At 69.6% G+C, this 16407-nt stretch carries 17 protein-coding genes; 8 read left to right on the plus strand and 9 right to left on the minus strand.

The annotated features are described in order from the left end of the window. The first annotated feature begins 1 nt into the window (after position 1). Complete coding sequence (locus J4O73_RS12980) at positions 2-1315, plus strand: sugar MFS transporter (RefSeq protein ID WP_426217908.1); 1314 nt, start codon at positions 2-4, stop codon at positions 1313-1315. Positions 1316-1392: 77 nt separating this feature from the next. On the opposite strand, the gene nudC is transcribed toward J4O73_RS12980, so the two are convergent. The 5 genes from nudC to J4O73_RS13005 all read right to left on the minus strand — a co-directional run bounded on the left by nudC (position 1393) and on the right by J4O73_RS13005 (position 5500). Continuing rightward, on the minus strand, positions 1393-2304 hold the full coding sequence (nudC, locus tag J4O73_RS12985; RefSeq protein ID WP_426217910.1) for an NAD(+) diphosphatase: 912 nt from the start codon (positions 2302-2304) through the stop codon (positions 1393-1395). Between the two features lie 5 nt (positions 2305-2309). Continuing rightward, positions 2310-2729: an HIT domain-containing protein gene (locus J4O73_RS12990; protein ID WP_426217911.1), complete on the minus strand. Its 420-nt coding sequence runs from the start codon at positions 2727-2729 to the stop codon at positions 2310-2312. Between the two features lie 64 nt (positions 2730-2793). Then, a complete protein-coding gene (locus J4O73_RS12995; protein ID WP_426217913.1) occupies positions 2794-3402 on the minus strand; it encodes a hypothetical protein in 609 nt (202 codons plus the stop codon). 62 nt (positions 3403-3464) lie between these two features. Beyond that, entirely contained in the window at positions 3465-4328 is an 864-nt protein-coding gene (locus J4O73_RS13000) for a universal stress protein (protein WP_426218366.1), read from the minus strand. Between the two features lie 41 nt (positions 4329-4369). Further along, on the minus strand, positions 4370-5500 hold the full coding sequence (locus tag J4O73_RS13005) for an acyltransferase family protein (RefSeq protein WP_426217914.1): 1131 nt from the start codon (positions 5498-5500) through the stop codon (positions 4370-4372). A gap of 203 nt (positions 5501-5703) precedes the next feature. Between J4O73_RS13005 and J4O73_RS13010 the strand changes: the two genes are divergently transcribed. Next, a complete protein-coding gene (locus tag J4O73_RS13010) occupies positions 5704-6414 on the plus strand; it encodes a DUF4142 domain-containing protein (protein ID WP_426217915.1) in 711 nt (236 codons plus the stop codon). A gap of 115 nt (positions 6415-6529) precedes the next feature. Here J4O73_RS13010 and J4O73_RS13015 read toward each other — a convergent pair whose 3' ends face one another. The 3 genes from J4O73_RS13015 to J4O73_RS13025 are packed head-to-tail and all read right to left on the minus strand — an operon-like array spanning position 6530 to position 8505. Continuing rightward, positions 6530-7195: a carbonic anhydrase gene (locus tag J4O73_RS13015; RefSeq protein WP_426217917.1), complete on the minus strand. Its 666-nt coding sequence runs from the start codon at positions 7193-7195 to the stop codon at positions 6530-6532. Between the two features lie 42 nt (positions 7196-7237). Further along, entirely contained in the window at positions 7238-7741 is a 504-nt protein-coding gene (locus tag J4O73_RS13020) for an NUDIX hydrolase (protein WP_426217919.1), read from the minus strand. After that, complete coding sequence (locus J4O73_RS13025) at positions 7738-8505, minus strand: DUF429 domain-containing protein (protein WP_426217921.1); 768 nt, start codon at positions 8503-8505, stop codon at positions 7738-7740. The genes J4O73_RS13020 and J4O73_RS13025 overlap by 4 nt, the downstream gene beginning before the upstream one ends. An 81-nt stretch (positions 8506-8586) precedes the next feature. Here J4O73_RS13025 and J4O73_RS13030 point away from each other — a divergent pair, with 81 nt between their 5' ends. From J4O73_RS13030 to J4O73_RS13040, 3 genes are all read left to right on the plus strand, one after another. After that, positions 8587-9468, plus strand: coding sequence for an HpcH/HpaI aldolase/citrate lyase family protein (locus J4O73_RS13030; RefSeq protein ID WP_426217923.1), 882 nt, complete (start codon positions 8587-8589; stop codon positions 9466-9468). 4 nt (positions 9469-9472) lie between these two features. After that, a complete protein-coding gene (gene dut / locus J4O73_RS13035; RefSeq protein ID WP_426217925.1) occupies positions 9473-9940 on the plus strand; it encodes a dUTP diphosphatase in 468 nt (155 codons plus the stop codon). A 366-nt stretch (positions 9941-10306) separates the two neighbouring features. Next, positions 10307-12463, plus strand: a complete 2157-nt coding sequence (locus tag J4O73_RS13040; protein WP_426217927.1) for a TonB-dependent receptor — start codon at positions 10307-10309, stop codon at positions 12461-12463. A gap of 114 nt (positions 12464-12577) precedes the next feature. Here the strand turns inward: J4O73_RS13040 and J4O73_RS13045 are convergent, their stop codons facing one another. Continuing rightward, entirely contained in the window at positions 12578-13453 is an 876-nt protein-coding gene (locus tag J4O73_RS13045; protein WP_426217928.1) for an ATP-binding protein, read from the minus strand. 178 nt (positions 13454-13631) lie between these two features. On the opposite strand from J4O73_RS13045, the gene serS reads away from it, so the two are divergent. Genes serS through J4O73_RS13060 form a run of 3 tightly spaced genes read left to right on the plus strand, consistent with a single transcriptional unit; the run spans position 13632 to position 16356 of the window. After that, entirely contained in the window at positions 13632-14951 is a 1320-nt protein-coding gene (serS, locus tag J4O73_RS13050; protein WP_426217929.1) for a serine--tRNA ligase, read from the plus strand. Further along, positions 14951-15715 (plus strand): 5'/3'-nucleotidase SurE, encoded by a 765-nt coding sequence (gene surE, locus J4O73_RS13055; protein WP_426217931.1) that lies wholly within the window; start codon positions 14951-14953, stop codon positions 15713-15715. The genes serS and surE overlap by 1 nt, the downstream gene beginning before the upstream one ends. Then, positions 15712-16356, plus strand: a complete 645-nt coding sequence (locus J4O73_RS13060) for a protein-L-isoaspartate O-methyltransferase family protein (protein ID WP_426217933.1) — start codon at positions 15712-15714, stop codon at positions 16354-16356. Before surE ends, J4O73_RS13060 begins: the two co-directional genes overlap by 4 nt. Positions 16357-16407: the final 51 nt, after the last annotated feature.

Genomic DNA, 16407 nt, shown 5'->3' on the forward strand with positions numbered 1-16407 from the left:
CATGGTCGCTCTCGGGGGGAATCCGGCCGAAGGCGCCGCGCGGAAGGGGGAGAATCCGCCCCCCGCGAAGGCGGGCTGGCTTCTGCCCTTCATGCTCGCCCTGTTCTTCACCTGGGGGCTGGCGACCGTCCTCGTCGACATCATCACGCCGAAGCTCAAGAGCCTGTTCTCCCTTAGCTATGCCGAGGCGACGCTCACGCAGTTCTGCTTCTTCCTCGCCTATGCGGTGATCTCCCTGCCTGCCGGGGCGCTCGTCGCGCGGATCGGCTACATCCGTGGGCTCGTCCTCGGCCTCCTCGTCATGGCGGCAGGGGGCCTGATGTTCACGCCCGCCGCGAAGGTCGGCGTCTATCCCCTGTTCCTGGCCGCACTTTTCGTCATGGCCTCCGGCATCGCGGTGCTGCAGGTCGCGGCCAACCCTCTGGTGACCGGCCTCGGAGCCCCCGAGAGTGCGCCGAGCCGCCTGACCCTGGCCCAGACCTTCAATTCGCTCGGCACCACCATCGGCCCGGCGGTCGGCGCCTGGGCGATCCTGTCGCGCGGACCGGCTCCGGCCGATCCCGCCACCCTCTCGCCCGAGGCGCTCGCCGCCGCCCGTCAGGCCGAGGCCGCCGTGTTGCAGACGCCATTCCTCGTCATCGCAGGCGGGCTCGCTGTGCTCGCGGCCGTCTTCTGGACGCTTCGCCGCTGGCTGCCGGAGGAGGGCGGAGCGGACGGGACCAAGGGCATCGGCCTCGATCTGCTGGGCCGACCGCGCCTCGCCTTCGGCGCACTGGCGATCTTCCTCTATGTCGGGGCGGAGGTCGCCATCGGCACGCTGATGGTGAGCTATCTCGAGCAGGAGCGGGTTCTGGCGGCGAGCCCCGAGCAGGCCGGGCATCTTCTGAGCGTCTATTGGGGCGGCGCGCTGGCGGGGCGGATCGTCGGCAGCTTCGTGCTGCGCAAGGTGAAGGGCGGGGCGGCGCTCGCGCTCTGTGCCCTGGCGGCGGGGAGCCTCGCGACCCTCTCGGCTCTGACCGGCGGGACGATCTCCGGGTGGAGCCTGCTGGCCGTCGGCCTCGCCAACTCGATCCTGTTCCCGACGATCTTCGCCATGGCGATCGAAGGGTTGGGACCGCGCACCGCGCAGGGCGCGGGCATCGTCTGCGTCGCCATCGTCGGCGGCGCGGTGGTGCCGGTGATCACCGGGGCCCTGGCCGACCGGATCGGCCTCCAGGCCGCCCTCATCGCGCCGATCGCCTGCTACGCCTGCATCGCCGCTTACGGGCTCGCCTCGCTGAGAGGGCTGGCCGCCTCGGTGCCGAAGGCGGCTTAGAGCCTCTCACGAGACTCCCGTTCCTCGGGAGGTCTCCCCTAGCCTCGACGGCGCGGCGGGACTCTTGTGAGAGGCTCTCAGGCGCCGCTCTGCTCGTCCAGGAACTGCCGCATCAGGACATGGGCGATGGCCATGGGCGGGGGCGAGACGAGTCCCTCGGGATGGGTCCCCTCGATCATCGCCGCCACCGCCTGGCGGTCGAACCAGCGGGCATCCTCGATCTCGGTCGGGTCGGTGACGATCTCCCCGTCCAGCGCCTCGGCGACGCAGCCGAGCATGAGCGATGAGGGGAACGGCCAGGGCTGCGAGGCTCGGTACGAGACCGCGCCGACGCGGATCTTCGTCTCCTCGTAGACCTCCCGGCGGACGGCATCCTCGATGGTCTCGCCGGGTTCGAGGAAGCCCGCGAGGCAGGAGAACATGTGCGGCCGGAAATGCGGGCCGCGGCCCAGCAGGCAGGTCTCGCCCCGGCGCACCAGCATGATCACCACGGGATCGACGCGCGGGAAATGATGGGCGTTGCAGGCCCGGCATTCCCGTCGGAAACCTCCGGCCGCGGTGAAGGTCGGCGCGCCGCAATTGGCGCAGAAGCGGTGGCGGCCATGCCAGTCGAGCATCGACTTGGCGACCGCCAGGAGCCCGAGTTCCTCCGCCTCGACGGTGCCGTCGGTGGCGATGCTGCGCAGGTCGAGGCTGCGGTTCTCGGTGCCTTCCAGGGTCGGCAACTCGTCCGCCGGGATCGAGGCGGCGAAAACCGGGCGACCGTCCCATCGGCCGAGGAATACCGTCTCGGTACGCTCAACCGCATGGGGGAGGGTCGAGGCCGACTGGATTGCCGTATCGCCGCGCAGCAGGAAGCGGTCGCCCCCGAGGATGAGGAGGCCCGTGCCCTCCGCATCGAGGGGCGGCACCGTCTCCTCGGGCTGCTCGGCCGAGTGGCGATCGAGGCGGTTGCGGACGAAGCCGAGGGTGGCGAGGGAATCCGTCATCGGGGTCAGGCCGCCGCGAACAGGGAGCCCGCCCGCTCGGCGAGCTGGGCGCGGGCATGGAGCGGGTAGGGGGTACGGGTCTCGAAGCCCCAGACCGGGCCGGGCCAGGCAGGATCGGAACGGAACCGCCCGATCACGTGAACATGGAGCTGGGGAACCATGTTGCCGAGCGCCCCGACATTGACCTTGTCGGGCTTGGCGAGCTCCTGCATCACCCCGGTGGCGAGGCGAATCTCCTGCCAGAGCGCCGCCGAATCCGGCTCGGCGAGATCGGTGATCTCGCTCACGCCCGCCCGCCGGGGCACCAGGATGAGCCAGGGAAAGCGGGCATCGTCCATCAGCAGAACCCGCGACAGGGCGAGATCGCCGAGATGGACGGTATCGGCTGAGAGGCGCGGGTCGAGGACGAATTCGGACTCGGTCATCCCGCTTCTATAGCGCGGCCGCACCCGCCGAACAGGCGAGTGCGGCGCCGAATGCCGAGCTCGTTCACAGGGTCGGCACAGTCCCTTGGCGGCCGACGATGATGGTGCTGGCATCCTGCGCCCCATCCGGGGCGGCGTTGGTGAAGACCGTCACGAAGGCTCCCGGTATCAGCAGGGCCTTCTCGCCGGGCGCGACCTGCGTCACCGGCGTGCCGGCGGGGATCTCGACGGCGGCGCTGGTCTCGCGACCCTCGCCGTAGGTGAGTGTCGCCTTCCGCGGGCCGGTCCCGCTCAGGTCGGAGATCCAGCCGCCTGTCAGGGTCGCCCCGGGCTGCGTGTCCCAGGGCTGGCGCCCCGCTGCGAAACCGCGCTCCGACGGGGAATAGAGCGTCACCAGTTCAGCCCGTGCGGTTTCACCCGGGGTGACCACGGTGATGTAGCTCTCCGGCTTTATGTCGCGCAGGCGCGCTCCGCTCGCCATGTAGACCTGTGTCTTCGGCCCCATGGCGACGGTGAGGGTGCCGCCGTTCGGCCGCTGGATGGTCAGGTTGTCGCCGTTGCGGACCTGCACCGTTCCGCGGAAGCGGTGCGTCGAGGGCTCCGGCTTCGACGGCTGAGCCAGAGCAGGTGCGGCGGCGAGCAGCGCGGCGAGGACAGGGAGGGTGCGGATCAAGGAATTCCTCCGGCCAAACGAGAAGCCCTGCCCGAACGTGGCCGTGGGGCGGGGGGTTCCGGTCAGTGGGCCATCAGAACAGGCATGTCTGCGTGCGCCAGCACATGGCTCGTCACGCCGCCGAAGATCATCTGGCGCAGGCGGCTCTGCGTGTAGGCGCCCTTGATGAGCAGATCGCACCCGAAGTCCTTGGCCTCGGCCAGGAAGGTCTCGCCGGGGGTGCGCCGCCCGGTCGGCAAGGCGCGGTGCACGGCATCGACGCCTTCGCAGGCCAGAGCCTGGGCGAGGTCCTGAGCGCTCGGCCCCGGCACCATCCCGCCCTCGACGCTGAGCACCATCACCTTCTTGGCCGAGCGCAGAAACGGCGTCGCGAAGGCGACCGCCCGGGCGGTCTCGGTGGAGCCGTTCCAGGCGATCAGCACCGCCTCGCCGAGGCTGGTGGGCGCGGACGGCGGCGCGAGCAGGATCGGACGCCCGCTCTCGAACAGGGCGGTCTCGAAGGTGGTCATGCGCGGGGCGTTGTCGCCCGCCCCCGGACGGCCGACCACGGTGGCCGAGAACAGCCGCGCATACTGGCCAAGGAAGGCATCGCCGGTCGGCACGTCCTGGCGCCATCGGTAACGGGGCCCGGCCTCCATCACCCGGTCGGGGATGCATTGGCCATCGCGCGGATGGCGGGGAATGCCCGCCGCATCCATGGCGGCGACGAAGCGCGACCCGGCCTCCTCAGCCTCCGCGATATCCGCTTCCTCGTCGCGCAGCCACGTCATGCCGCCGACCATGTCGACGGGCACGTATTCGGCCAGAGCCGGGCGCAGGGAGACGCCTTCGATCAGGCTGCCGAAGCGCGTGGCAGCCAGACGCGTCGTCTCGAACACGGAGGGCAGGGCGTCGTGCATCGCCACAGGTACGAGCAGGGTCTTCATCATGCCGTCCTCGGGGCTGACGTCGTGGAACGGGCGCGAGGCTAGCGATCCTCTCGGCCTATGAAAACCGGGCGGCGCCGTGCCCCCACACGGTTTTCGAGGAACGACCGCAGGCGCTCGGTCAGGGGGCGCTCCACGACGGCATGGACGGCCAGGGACACCGCGAGGGCGAGACCCGTCATCGCGAGCATCGCCCCCCAGGGATGCAGAGCCGGGGCGAGGCCGAGCCGCAGGAGTGCCTCGCGACCGACCCGTAGCGCGAAGGGATGGGTGAGGTAGAGCGCGTAGGAGGCATCCCCGAGCCGTGCCAGCCCCCGCATCGGAGCGGGCAGGGCGGTGATTTCGGCCCTGTCGCGGGACGGGCCGAGGGCGGCCGCCGCGACGAGGAGCAGGGCCGGAAGGCCGACGAGCAACGGCCGCGCGAAGCCCGGCACCTCGGCGCCGTCCTGAAGCTGCCGCGCGGCCAGCAGAAATCCCGCCGCGCCGAGAAGGGTGAGGCCGATCCGCAGGACGGGAGGCAGGCGCAGGCCGAAAACTCGCGCAAGGCCGAGCAGGGCCCCGAGGGCGAATTCGAGGACGATCGGGTCCGCCCAGAAGGCGAGGGGCATGGGCAGGGCGACGAGCGTCCCCGCCGTGACGAGAGCGACAAGGACGGCGCAGAGCCAGACCACCGCGCCGCGCAGGGTGAAACCCAGCCCGAGGGCGAACACGGCGTAGAACGCCATCTCGTAATTCAGCGTCCAGCCAAGGCCGTAGAGTGGCTGCACCGCGCCGTCAGGCCGCGCCAGAGGCCAGAACAGGAACGAGGCCGCGACGAAGGCGGGATCACGGACCAGCGCCCCCGCCTCGCCGAGCAGGGAGGGAACAGCCAGAGCGAGAGCGAGGTAGAGCAGGGTGGTGAGCCAGTAGAGCGGCGCCACCCGCGCGATCCGGTGAGCGAGGAAGTGTCCCCGGCCACCGGGCAATCCGACCAGCGGACGGCTCGCCAGCACGATCACCAGCCCGGAGATCACGAAGAACAGGTCGACGCCCGCCCACCAGGGCAGGACCGTATCGGGCGAGAGCGTCTCCCCGGCACCACGGGCGGCGAGCAGCCCGGCTTCGTGACGTGCATGGTGCCAGACCACCATCGCCGCCGCGACGGCCCGCAGGATCTGAACGAAAATCAGCATCGGGCCAGTCTATCCGGCGTCTTCGTAGCGGAACCTGCGCCCGGATTGTCCGGTCCAGTTGCCGGTATCAGGAACAATCTCCGGAAGTTGCCGTTGACCCAGGAATCCGGCGCTCGAGGCGTCGCCAAGTGCCGTTGGGTCTTCTGGATCCGGCGCGGGCGACGCATGAGTTCGTCAGTTTTCTCTTGATACGAGGTCACTTGATGCTCAAGAATTACGCTGCTGCTTCCGCGATGGTTCTGGCCCTGTCCAGCCCCGCCTTCGCCCAGATGAATGACTTCCGTATGGAAGCGATGCAGGCGAACGCGTTCGAGGTCCAGTCGGCGCAGATCGCCCTTCAGAAGTCGCGCAACGCCCGCGTTCGCACCTACGCCAAGGAAGCCCTTCGTGACCACCGCGCCGCGAACGTAGCGCTGTCCGGCGGTGCCACCGGCTCCATGGGTGCGATGGCCGATGGCGGCCCGATCGGCGGCCTGATCGGTGCTCCGCTCGCGGTTGCGGGTGGCGCGGTCGGCGCGGGCCTCGGCGCCGCGACGGGCGCTGTGAGCGGCACCCTGACGGGTGGCCCGGTCGGCGGTCTTGAGGGCGTGGGCAACGGCGCGGCGCGTGGCGCGGCGGCGGGCAGCCGCATCGGCGGCGGTGGCATGGTCGAGAACACCGGCGCGGGCACGATGGTGCCCCCGAACGCGCAGCAGCAGGCGATGCTCGCCGAGCTGTCGGCGACCCCGGCCGGTCCGCGCTTCGACCGTCTGTATGTCGATCAGCAGTTGCAGTCGCACCAGATGGCGATCAGCATGACGCAGTCCTACGCTCAGGGTGGCCCGAACCCGGCGCTCCGGACCTACGCCCAGCAGGTTCTGCCGTCGCTTCAGGAGCATTACGGCATGCTGCAGCGCCTCCCGCGCTCCATGTAATTCAGCGATAGGCTGAGAATGCCGAAGGGCGGTGGGTCAAACGACCCACCGCCCTTTTTCGTGGCTGATTTGCTGGTCGAAGAATGCCGGGGCAGAGCCCGGCATTCTCAAAGGATCAGTTGCAGGTGATGGTGGCCGAGGGGCGGATCGCTTGGCCCTGGTGATCGGCGGCGGGGGCGAAATCGCCGGTTTCGGGGTTGCGGACCAACAGTTGGCCGTTGGCCACGCCGAAATGCGCCCCGTGCAGCTGGATCGTCCCGGCATCGACCTGCTCCTTCACGAAGGGGAAGGTCATCAGGTTCTCGAGGCTCTGGCTCACCATCGCGTGTTCCAGACGGGTGAGGTAGTCCGGCGCACTCGAATCGCCCGCCTTGGCTTCGGCCGGAGCGACGAGGGACGTCCACTTGCCGATGAAGTTGCCGGGCGAGAGCGGCTCGGCCTTGTTCGCGTAGGCCTTGATGCCACCGCAGGTAGCGTGGCCGAGGACGACGATGTGCTTCACCTTCAGACCGATCACCGCGAACTCGATGGCCGCCGAGGTGCCGTGATAATCGCCGCCGGTCTCGTAGACCGGAACGATGTTGGCCACGTTGCGGATGACGAAGAGTTCGCCCGGCCCGGCGTCGAAGATAGCCTCAGGCGCGACACGGCTGTCGCAGCAGCTGATGATCAGCACCTCGGGGGCTTGGCTGGTGGCCAATTCCTTGAACCGGCGGCTCTCCTCCGGGAAGCGACCGGACAGGAACGCGCGGTAGCCGTTGGTCAGGGCCTGGGGAAACATTCTACCTCCTCGGTTGTCGCACCCTATACCGCAGGTGCGAGATCAGTGTTCGTGCCAATGCAGAACGGTTGGAGCGGCTGTCGTAGTTCCGGAAATCGCGTGCGCGACGACACGTGCAAGACCCGCCGGCTCGATCCGCTCGCGCGTCGCCTGGAGTTCGGCCAGCGTCCACCAGCGCGTGCCCTGGACCGGATTATCCTCCGTCTCGGCCAGGAGGCTCGTGTCGATCCGGTCGTCGGGGAGCCGCACGAGGAAGTAGCGCTCCCGCGCATCGCGGGATTGCTTGAACAGATGGAACGGCCCGTCGCAGGACGCGATCTGGGGTCCGATCGTCACGTCGCTGCGGCCGATCTCCTCCCCGAGTTCGCGAGCGCAGGCGGTCACGTGGTCTTCCCCCGGTTCCAGCCCGCCGCCGGGCATGAACCAGAAGCGAAGCGGCTCGCCATCCGGCCCCTTCGTGTGGACCGAGGTGTAGGCGATCAGCAGCAAGCGGTCCGCCGGATCGAGCACGATGGCACGGGCGATGTGGCGGATGGGCGGGCTCATGCGGGCGAATCTAGCGCAAAGCTTGCGCCCGTCATCGGGGCGGGCGACCAGATCACGACCGGCAGGCCATGCGCGTCGTGCTCCGGCGCTTCGGGAAGGGGGGTCGCTCGACCGAGGAGGATGTCCCGCGCGGTGACGAGACCGGCCAGGGCATCGAGATGGTCGTCGGCGGGCACGCCCGGGGGGCGCGCCGCGATCAGGGCCTCCGGCAATCCGGCGGCGGCCAGCAGCGCCCGGCGCAGGCCGAGACCCTGAGCCGCGAGCGGCCCCTTCTTCGGGAGGCCGAGGGGCTTCGCTCCATTGAGGGCCTGGAAGGCGATTTCCGGATGGACCTCGTGGACGCGCGGGCGCAAGTCCGGCCGGTCGCGCAGGAGGCGATCCACCTCTCGGACATAGCGGAAGATGTTCCAGCCCTGGATCGAGGGGGCGAAGGGCGGGTCGCTGCCCTCGCGGGAAAGCCGCTTGGCCGTGTCGTAATCGGGCGCATAGACCGATGCGCGCGGCGGCATCGGAAAGACCGAGGCGCGCGCGGGTCCGAGCCGGGCGCGGGCGGCGAGATCGGCCGTCCGGCCACCGCCGAGGATACGATCCGGCAGGCCGATGGGCACGTCGATGCCGAGGACGAGCGGTGCCTCCGGCCCGTCGAGCAGGGCAGCGACCGATTCGAAACGGCCGCAGCGGAACCGCTCCGGATCGTCGTGATCCATCAACGCGCCCGCCCACGCGCCCCGGCACCCGTCGAGACCCGCGATCCAGCGCGCCATTGCGCGTTCCCTCCTTGCCCGAAGCGGATGCGCCCGCTATGCGCCCGGCGGGACGGGGCCGTCCGTCGGGGAGATACCGTGATGAGCGAGATCCGTCCGCGCCGCAGTGTTCTCGCCATGCCCGGTGCCAACGCGCGGGCCATCGAGAAGGCCCGCTCCCTTCCCGCCGACGTGATCCTCATCGATTTGGAGGACGGCACCGCGCCCGCCGTCAAGGCGGCGGCACGGGACTCGGTTGCGGCAGCGGTGGCGGCCCGGGGCTTCGGCGCCCGCGAGGTCGTGGTGCGCATCAATCCGCCGGAGACCGAGGAGGGTGAGGCCGACCTTGCCGCCCTGGCCAAGGCTGCCCCCGACGCCGTGCTGGTGCCCAAGGTGAAGAGTTCCGACGCGCTGATCGCCGTGGGCTCCCGCCTGCGCCGCCTCGGCGCCCCCGCCTCGACCCGCGTCTGGGCGATGATCGAGACGCCGATGGCCGTGGTGAACGCCGCCGAGATCGCTAGCGCCGCCCGCGATGTCGATGCGCGGCTCTCCGCGCTGATCGTCGGGCCGAACGATCTCCTCAAGGCCGGGCGCATCCCGGCACCGGGCCGCGCCGCCCTCATCCCGTGGCTGATGCAGGTGCTCGCCGCCGCCCGCGCCTACGAGATCGAGGCCATCGACGGCGTGTTCACGAACTTCAAGGATGAGATCGGCTTCGAGGCCGAGTGCCGTCAGGGTCGCGAGCTGGGCTTCGACGGCAAGATGCTGATCCATCCGAGCCAGATCGGCCCGGCCAACGCAGCCTTCTCCCCGGACCCGGACGAGGTGGCGCAGGCGCGCAAGATCGCCGCCGTGTTCGATGCCCCCGAGAATCACGGGCTCGGCGTGGTCGGGGTCGACGGGCGCATGGTCGAGCGGCTGCATGCCGAGGCGGCCAAGCGCACGCTCGCTATCGCCGAGGCCATCGAACGCCTCGGCGCCTGACGCGATGGGCGATCTGCCTTCGGTCGGCATCCGTCTGCTCGACGCCCGGCTGACCGGCTGGGGCTTTCCCCGCTGGGGCTCTGAGGCCGCTGCCGGGCTCGACCTCCATGCCTGCCTCGATGCGCCCCTGGACCTCGCGCCGGATTCACCGGCCGCGCTGATCCCAGCCGGTTTCAGCGTGCTGATCCGCGACCCTGCTTGGTGCGGCCTCGTTTTCCCGCGCTCCGGCCGGGGCCACCGCGACGGGCTGATCCTCGGCAACGGCACCGGGGTGATCGATGCCGATTACGAAGGGCCGCTGATGATCTCGGCCTGGAACCGTTCGCGCCAACCGGTGCGGATCGAGCCCGGCGAGCGCATCGCTCAACTCGTCTTCACCCGCATCGCCCGGCCGGTGCTGAGCGTCCTCGACGGCGACGCCGGGCCGGGCTCGGCGCGAGGTGAGGGCGGGTTCGGGTCCAGCGGACGATAAGCGCGGGTTCGATCAAGGCCGGATCACGGGGCGCGATGCTCCGTCCTCCCCACGATGGGGATCCTGGCAAAACTCGTCTCACCCGCTTCCCCATGACGAGAATCCGGCCGCGGTGAGCGGGAATGGGCGCCTGCGCTTCGCGAATAGGCGGCAATACACCGTTGTTTAGATCTATTCATAGATAACTTCTAAATCATTCTTGTTTCTTGAACGTTTCTCTCATGCTACCGGCGGCTATCAAGGGACATAACGCCGCAGGATGCGTCGATGACGATCGATTTCCTCTCGAATGATACCAATGAAAGAGCGATCTTCGGCCTGGATAACCATCGCATCGCGCAAGAACCACCACGAAAACTTCTCGTTGTGCTTGCCTCGACGATTTCGATCGCCACAATCATCCCCGTCCAGGCCGCCCCACACCCGGCACCGGGCGAGGCTGCCGTCACGCTCGATGCGCTGTCGGTGGAGGCGCGGGGCGCCGAATCGGGGGAGGCGGGGGGCCTTCCGCCGACCTTCGCAGGTGGTCAGGTCGCAAGGGGCAGCCGGCTCGGGATCCTCGGCAACCGGGACATCATGGCGACGCCGTTCAGCGCGGCGAGCTACACAGAGAAGACCATCCGCGACACGCAGGCCGTCGGCGTCGGCGAACTCCTTACGCGGACGGACCCGTCGGTGCGTGCCTCCATCGGCAGCGGCAACCGCTACGACGCGCTGACGATCCGCGGCTTCCGGGTCGAGAACCGCGAGTTCGCCCTGAACGGCCTCTACGGCCTCGTGCCGGATTACCGGATCAACCCCGCGCCCCTCGAACGGATCGAAGTGCTGAAAGGGCCGGCGGCCTTCCTGTTCGGCATGCCGCCCAATGGCAGCATTGCCGGCACGGTGAACGTCGTCACCAAGCGCGCGGGTGACGCACCGCTGACGCGGGCAAGCGTCGATTACGCCTCCACCGCGCGGGGCGGGGGTCAGATCGACGTGTCGCGGCGCTACGGCGAGGAGCGTCAGGTCGGCGTGCGCATCAACGGTGGGGGCTTCGGGGGCGAGACGCCCATCGACCATACGGGCCAGCGCAACGGCGTCGGCTCCCTCGCCCTCGACTATGCCGGGGACCGGCTCCGGCTCTTCGCCGACGTGATCTATCAGCACGATGCCTACGACGCGCAGACACGGGGCGGACTTCCGGTGCCGGGCCTACGCATCCCTCGGGCGCCCGATCCGCGCCGGAACATGTCGCAGAGCTTCAACTTCTCCCGCGCCGACAGCCTCACCGGGCTCGGCCGGGCGGAATACGACCTGACCCCCGACATCACGCTGTTCGCCGCGCTCGGCGCCAACCACTTCACCTATGACAAGCAGGAGAACCCGGCCTTCACGCTGCTCGACGCGCGCGGAAAGACCAAGGTGAACTCCATCTTCCAAACCGGCGACACGGTGGGCATCTCCGGTGAGGCGGGGGCGCGGGCGCGCTTCGCCACGGGCGGGATCCGCCACGAGGCGGCCATCACCGCCACGCTCCTCGACCAGAACCTCACCCTCGGCCAGACCACCTACCCGGACTACTTGACGAACCTCTACGCTCCGGTCCGTCTCGCCACGCCGGGCCGCCCGCTCGCGAAGGGCACCTACCCGAGAGGCCGGTCGAGCTACAACCGGATGACAAGCTACGGCGTCGCCGACACGATGACCTTCGCGGACGGGCTGGTGGACCTGCTGGTCGGCGTGCGGCGGCAGGAGATTGACACCGGCAATTACGCGCCAGTGACGGGTCTCACGAGTTCCGCCTACGACAAGGGCGCGACCAGTCCGGCCTTCGGCCTCGTCCTGCACCCGACGGAGACGCTGTCCCTCTATGCCAATGCCGTCCAGGGCCTCACCGCCCTGCGGGCGCCAGGCACGGCGATCAATGCCGGCCAAACCTTCGCACCGGCCCTGACGCGGCAGCACGAGGTCGGCACGAAGCTCGACTTCAAGACCTTCGGCGTTACGCTCTCGGCCTTCCAGATCACCAATTCGGCCGGCAACACCGACCCGCTCACCCAGATCTACGGTGTCGGCGGCAAGCAGCGGAATCGCGGCTTCGAGGGGACGATCTTCGGCGAGGTGGCGCCGAACCTGCGGGTCATCGCGGGAGCGACGCTTCTCGACGCCCGCTGGGAATGGACGCGGGGCGGTCTCTACACTGGCAATCCGGCCACCGGGGCGCCGCGCTTTCAGGCCACGGCGGGCTTCGAGTGGGACATGCCGTTCCTGCGCGGCCTCACCGCCATCGCCACCGTCGTCTACACCGGCTCATCGTATGCCGGCACGACCTTCACGAAGCTGCTCTTCTCGAAGATCCCCAACTGGACGACCGTGGACCTGGGATTGCGCTACACGACGCTGGTACGGGACAAGCCGGTCACGCTCCGCGCGACGGTGACGAACGTGACCGACAGCCACCACTGGATCGCCAACCCGAACGGCGCCCTGATCCTCGGCGCACCCCGCACGGCCTGGCTCTCGGCCTCGATCGACTATTGAAGACGAGGATCCCAAAGGACGAGTCCTTTGGTGGGGTCCAGGAGTGAAACCCCTGGGAGATCGCAGGGCTCCGCCCTGCACCCGCCAGAGGGCTCGCCTCCTGGACACCCTCACTCAGTCCAGCGTCTTCCCCAGCCGCCCCGCCAGATCCTGGATGTACTGGAAGGCCGTGCGTCCGGAGCGGTGGCCGCGCGTCGTCGCCCATTCCAGAGCCTCGGCGCGCAGGCGTTCGGGGGCGATCTCCAGGCCGTAGCGGGCGACATAGGCGTCGATCATCGCGAGGTACTCGTCCTGGCTGCACTTGTGGAAGCCGAGCCACAGGCCGAACCGGTCCGACAGCGAGACCTTCTCCTCCACCGCCTCGCCGGGGTTGATCGCCGTGGAGCGCTCGTTCTCCATCATGTCCCGCGCCAGCAGGTGGCGGCGGTTCGAGGTGGCGTAGAACAGCACGTTCGCGGGTCGGCCCTCGATGCCCCCGTCCAGCGCCGTCTTCAGGGACTTGTACGACGTGTCGTCGGCATCGAACGACAGGTCGTCGCAATAGACCAGCCAGCGATGCGGGTCGGGCCGGAGCAGGGCCATCAGGTCCGGGAGGGCCTCGATATCCTCGCGGTGGATCTCCACGAGCTTCATGGGCCGGGTGCCCGCCGGGCGGCGGGCGTTGATGTCGGCATGGGCCGCCTTCACCAGCGAGGACTTGCCCATGCCGCGCGCGCCCCAGAGCAGGGCGTTGTTCGCGGGCAGGCCGCGGGCGAAGCGCTCGGTGTTCTCGACCAGGATCTCCCGCGCCCGGTCGATGCCGGTGAGCAGCGCCATGGCGACATGCGCCACCTGCGGCACCGGCACGAGCCGCCGCTCCGGCCCCCAGAGGAACGCATCGGCCGCATCCGGGTCGAAGGGCGGCGGAGCGGGCGGCGCCGCGCGCTCCAGGGCGGTGGCAATGCGCTCCAACAGGGGCATCAGGGCGTCGAGGGGGGCGGAGCTTGTCATGCGGGGCTTGTGATGGCGCGAGTCGCGGGGGAGATGCCGCCTCATAAGGCGGGCGGCGGCGAAAGGCACGCGTTGCCTCACCCCCTTGGGTGAACCGTTTTGCTTGTCCCATCCGGCGCGATGCGGCAAAGCGGGGCCCGCGCGGGCCGCGACCCCGCGACCGACCTGAGCCGAACCGATGCACGACATCCGCGCCATCCGGGACAACCCGGACGCCTTCGACCACGATCTCGAGCGCCGGGGCCTCGATCCGCTCTCGGCTGCGTTGATCGCTCTGGACGAGGCGCGGAAGGCCGCCGTTTCGGCCGCCCAGGCCAATCAAGAGCGCCGCAACGCGCTCGCCAAGGAGATCGGCGGGGCCAAGAAGGCCAAGGACGAGGCGCGCGCCACTGCGCTGATGGCGGAGGTTGCCGCCCTCAAGGAGGCCGGTCCCGGCCTCGAAGCCGCACAGGCTGAAGCGGGCAAGGCCCTCGACGCACGGCTCGCCGCCATCCCCAACCGTCCGAAGGCCGACGTACCCGAGGGCGCCGACGAGCACGGCAACGTGCTCTACCGCAGCCACGCCTCGACCCGGGAACGCCTCGGAGAGGGCAAGGAGCATTTCGAGATCGGCGAGGCCATGGGCCTCATGGACTTCGAGACGGCCGCCAAGCTCTCCGGCTCGCGCTTCGTGGTGCTGAAGGGGCAACTCGCCCGGCTCGAACGGGCGCTCGGGCAATTCATGCTCGACCTGCACACGCAGGAGCACGGCTACACCGAGGTCGCGCCGCCGATCATGGTGCGCGACGAGGCGATGTTCGGCACGGCGCAATTGCCGAAGTTCGAGGATGATCAGTTCGCGGTGCTCGATGGCGAGGCGCTGCGCGGGGCGTCCGCCTCCGAGCAGCCCCGCCGCTGGCTCGTCCCCACCGCCGAAGTCCCGCTGACGAACCTCGTCCGCGAGTCGATCCTACGCGAGGAGGAGCTGCCGCTTCGCTTCACCGCGCTCACCCCCTGTTTCCGGGCCGAGGCCGGGGCGGCGGGGCGGGACACGCGCGGCATGCTGCGCCAGCACCAGTTCAACAAGGTCGAACTGGTCTCGATCACGACGCCGGAGGCTTCCGCCGACGAGCATGAGCGGATGCTCACGAGCGCGGAGGCCGTGCTCAAGAAGCTCGACCTGCCATACCGGGTGATGACGCTGTGCACCGGCGATATGGGCTTCGCCAGCCAGAAGACCTACGACATCGAGGTCTGGGTGCCGGGCCAGAAGACCTACCGGGAGATCTCCTCCTGCTCGGTCTGCGGCGATTTCCAGGCCCGCCGCATGAACGCCCGCTACCGGGGCAAGGACGGCAAACCCGCCTTCGTGCACACCCTGAACGGCTCGGGCGTGGCGGTCGGCCGCGCGCTCATCGCCGTGCTCGAGAATTACCAGAACCCGGACGGGAGCGTCACGATCCCATCCGTGCTCGCGCCCTATATGGGCGGCCTCCACCGGATCGAAGGACCCCGCTGATGCGCATCCTCGTCACCAACGATGACGGCATCCACGCTCCGGGGCTCGCCACCCTGGAAGAGATCGCCCGCGAGTTGTCGGACGATGTCTGGGTCGTGGCGCCGGAGAGCGACCAATCCGGCGTGTCGCACTCGCTCTCGCTGAACGATCCGCTGCGCCTGCGGCAGGCGGGCGAGCAGCGTTTCGCGGTGAAGGGCACGCCCTCGGATTGCGTGATCCTGGGTGTCCGCCACATCCTGGCGGACAAGGGACCGGACCTCGTGCTCTCGGGCGTCAACCGGGGCCAGAACGTCGCCGAAGACGTGACCTATTCCGGCACCATCGCAGCGGCGATGGAGGGCACCATCCTCGGCATTCGCTCCATCGCCCTGAGCCAAGCCTACGGGGCGGGCGGGCGGCAGGCCCTGAAATGGGATTGCGCCCGCACCCACGGGGCGAAGGTGGTCCGCAAGATCCTCGAGACCGGCATCGAGCCGGGCATCCTGATCAACGTGAACTTCCCCGATTGCGAGCCGGAGGAGGTGCAGGGCATCTCCGTGGCGGCCCAGGGATTCCGCAACCAGGCGCTGCTCTCGATCGACGCCCGCGTCGACGGGCGCGGCAACCCGTATTTCTGGCTCGCCTTCGCCAAGGCCCGGTTCGAGCCGGGCCACGGCACGGACCTGAAGGCCATCGCGGACAAGCACATCTCGGTGACGCCGCTGCGCCTCGACCTGACCGACGAGCCGACGCTGACCCGCTTCGCCCAGGCCTTCAAGGAATGAGCAACGCGCAGGACGAGGCGGCCTCCATCGGCAACGCCGCCTTCGTCCTCGCCCTGCGCGAGAAGGGCCTGCGCGACACCGCCGTGCTGCGGGCGATGGAGCGCGTGCCGCGCGAGACCTTCGCCCCGGAGGCGCATCGGGAGCAGGCACGACGGGATATCGCCCTGCCGCTCCCCTGCGGCGCCACCATGACCGCCCCCTCGGCGGTGGCGACGATGCTGTCCTGGCTGCGGGTCAGGGAAGGACAACGGGTCATGGAGATCGGCGCGGGCTCCGGTTATGTGACCGCCCTGCTCGACCGGCTCGGGGCGGGGGCGGTGCTGAGCCTCGAACGCTACCGGACCCTCGCGGAGGACGCCGCCGCCCGGCTCGCGGACCTGCCCGAGGTCCATGTCGTCCAGGCCGACGCCCTCGCCCCGGCCCTGCCGGATGGCGGCTTCGACCGCATCCTCGTCAATGGCTGCGTGGACGCCGTGCCGGAGCATTGGCTCGCGGCTCTGGAGCCGGGCGGACGCCTCGTGACCGGCCTCACCGTAGGCGGCTTCTGCCGCATCGCCGCCGTCGCGGCGGACGGCACGCAGGAAATCGGCCCGCCCATCCGCCTCGCTGCCCTCGTGCCGGGCTTGGCACGGATACTTTGAGCTGGGTCCAAGCCCTTGCACCGGAACGGCGGTGGGGCTATTTTCCCATTC

Source organism: Methylobacterium sp. NFXW15 (genome assembly GCF_049887755.1).
Taxonomy (GTDB): Bacteria; Pseudomonadota; Alphaproteobacteria; order Rhizobiales; family Beijerinckiaceae; genus Methylobacterium.

Bases quoted from the DNA above. Each gene is read 5' to 3' on its own strand.
- J4O73_RS12980 (WP_426217908.1), top strand. From the start codon at position 2: ATGGTCGCTCTCGGGGGGAATCCGGCCGAAGGCGCCGCGCGGAAGGGG.
- nudC (WP_426217910.1), bottom strand. From the start codon at position 2,304: ATGACGGATTCCCTCGCCACCCTCGGCTTCGTCCGCAACCGCCTCGAT.
- J4O73_RS12990 (WP_426217911.1), bottom strand. From the start codon at position 2,729: ATGACCGAGTCCGAATTCGTCCTCGACCCGCGCCTCTCAGCCGATACC.
- J4O73_RS13000 (WP_426218366.1), bottom strand. From the start codon at position 4,328: ATGAAGACCCTGCTCGTACCTGTGGCGATGCACGACGCCCTGCCCTCC.
- J4O73_RS13005 (WP_426217914.1), bottom strand. From the start codon at position 5,500: ATGCTGATTTTCGTTCAGATCCTGCGGGCCGTCGCGGCGGCGATGGTG.
- J4O73_RS13010 (WP_426217915.1), top strand. From the start codon at position 5,704: ATGCTCAAGAATTACGCTGCTGCTTCCGCGATGGTTCTGGCCCTGTCC.
- J4O73_RS13015 (WP_426217917.1), bottom strand. From the start codon at position 7,195: ATGTTTCCCCAGGCCCTGACCAACGGCTACCGCGCGTTCCTGTCCGGT.
- J4O73_RS13020 (WP_426217919.1), bottom strand. From the start codon at position 7,741: ATGAGCCCGCCCATCCGCCACATCGCCCGTGCCATCGTGCTCGATCCG.
- J4O73_RS13025 (WP_426217921.1), bottom strand. From the start codon at position 8,505: ATGGCGCGCTGGATCGCGGGTCTCGACGGGTGCCGGGGCGCGTGGGCG.
- J4O73_RS13030 (WP_426217923.1), top strand. From the start codon at position 8,587: ATGAGCGAGATCCGTCCGCGCCGCAGTGTTCTCGCCATGCCCGGTGCC.
- dut (WP_426217925.1), top strand. From the start codon at position 9,473: ATGGGCGATCTGCCTTCGGTCGGCATCCGTCTGCTCGACGCCCGGCTG.
- J4O73_RS13045 (WP_426217928.1), bottom strand. From the start codon at position 13,453: ATGACAAGCTCCGCCCCCCTCGACGCCCTGATGCCCCTGTTGGAGCGC.
- serS (WP_426217929.1), top strand. From the start codon at position 13,632: ATGCACGACATCCGCGCCATCCGGGACAACCCGGACGCCTTCGACCAC.
- surE (WP_426217931.1), top strand. From the start codon at position 14,951: ATGCGCATCCTCGTCACCAACGATGACGGCATCCACGCTCCGGGGCTC.
- J4O73_RS13060 (WP_426217933.1), top strand. From the start codon at position 15,712: ATGAGCAACGCGCAGGACGAGGCGGCCTCCATCGGCAACGCCGCCTTC.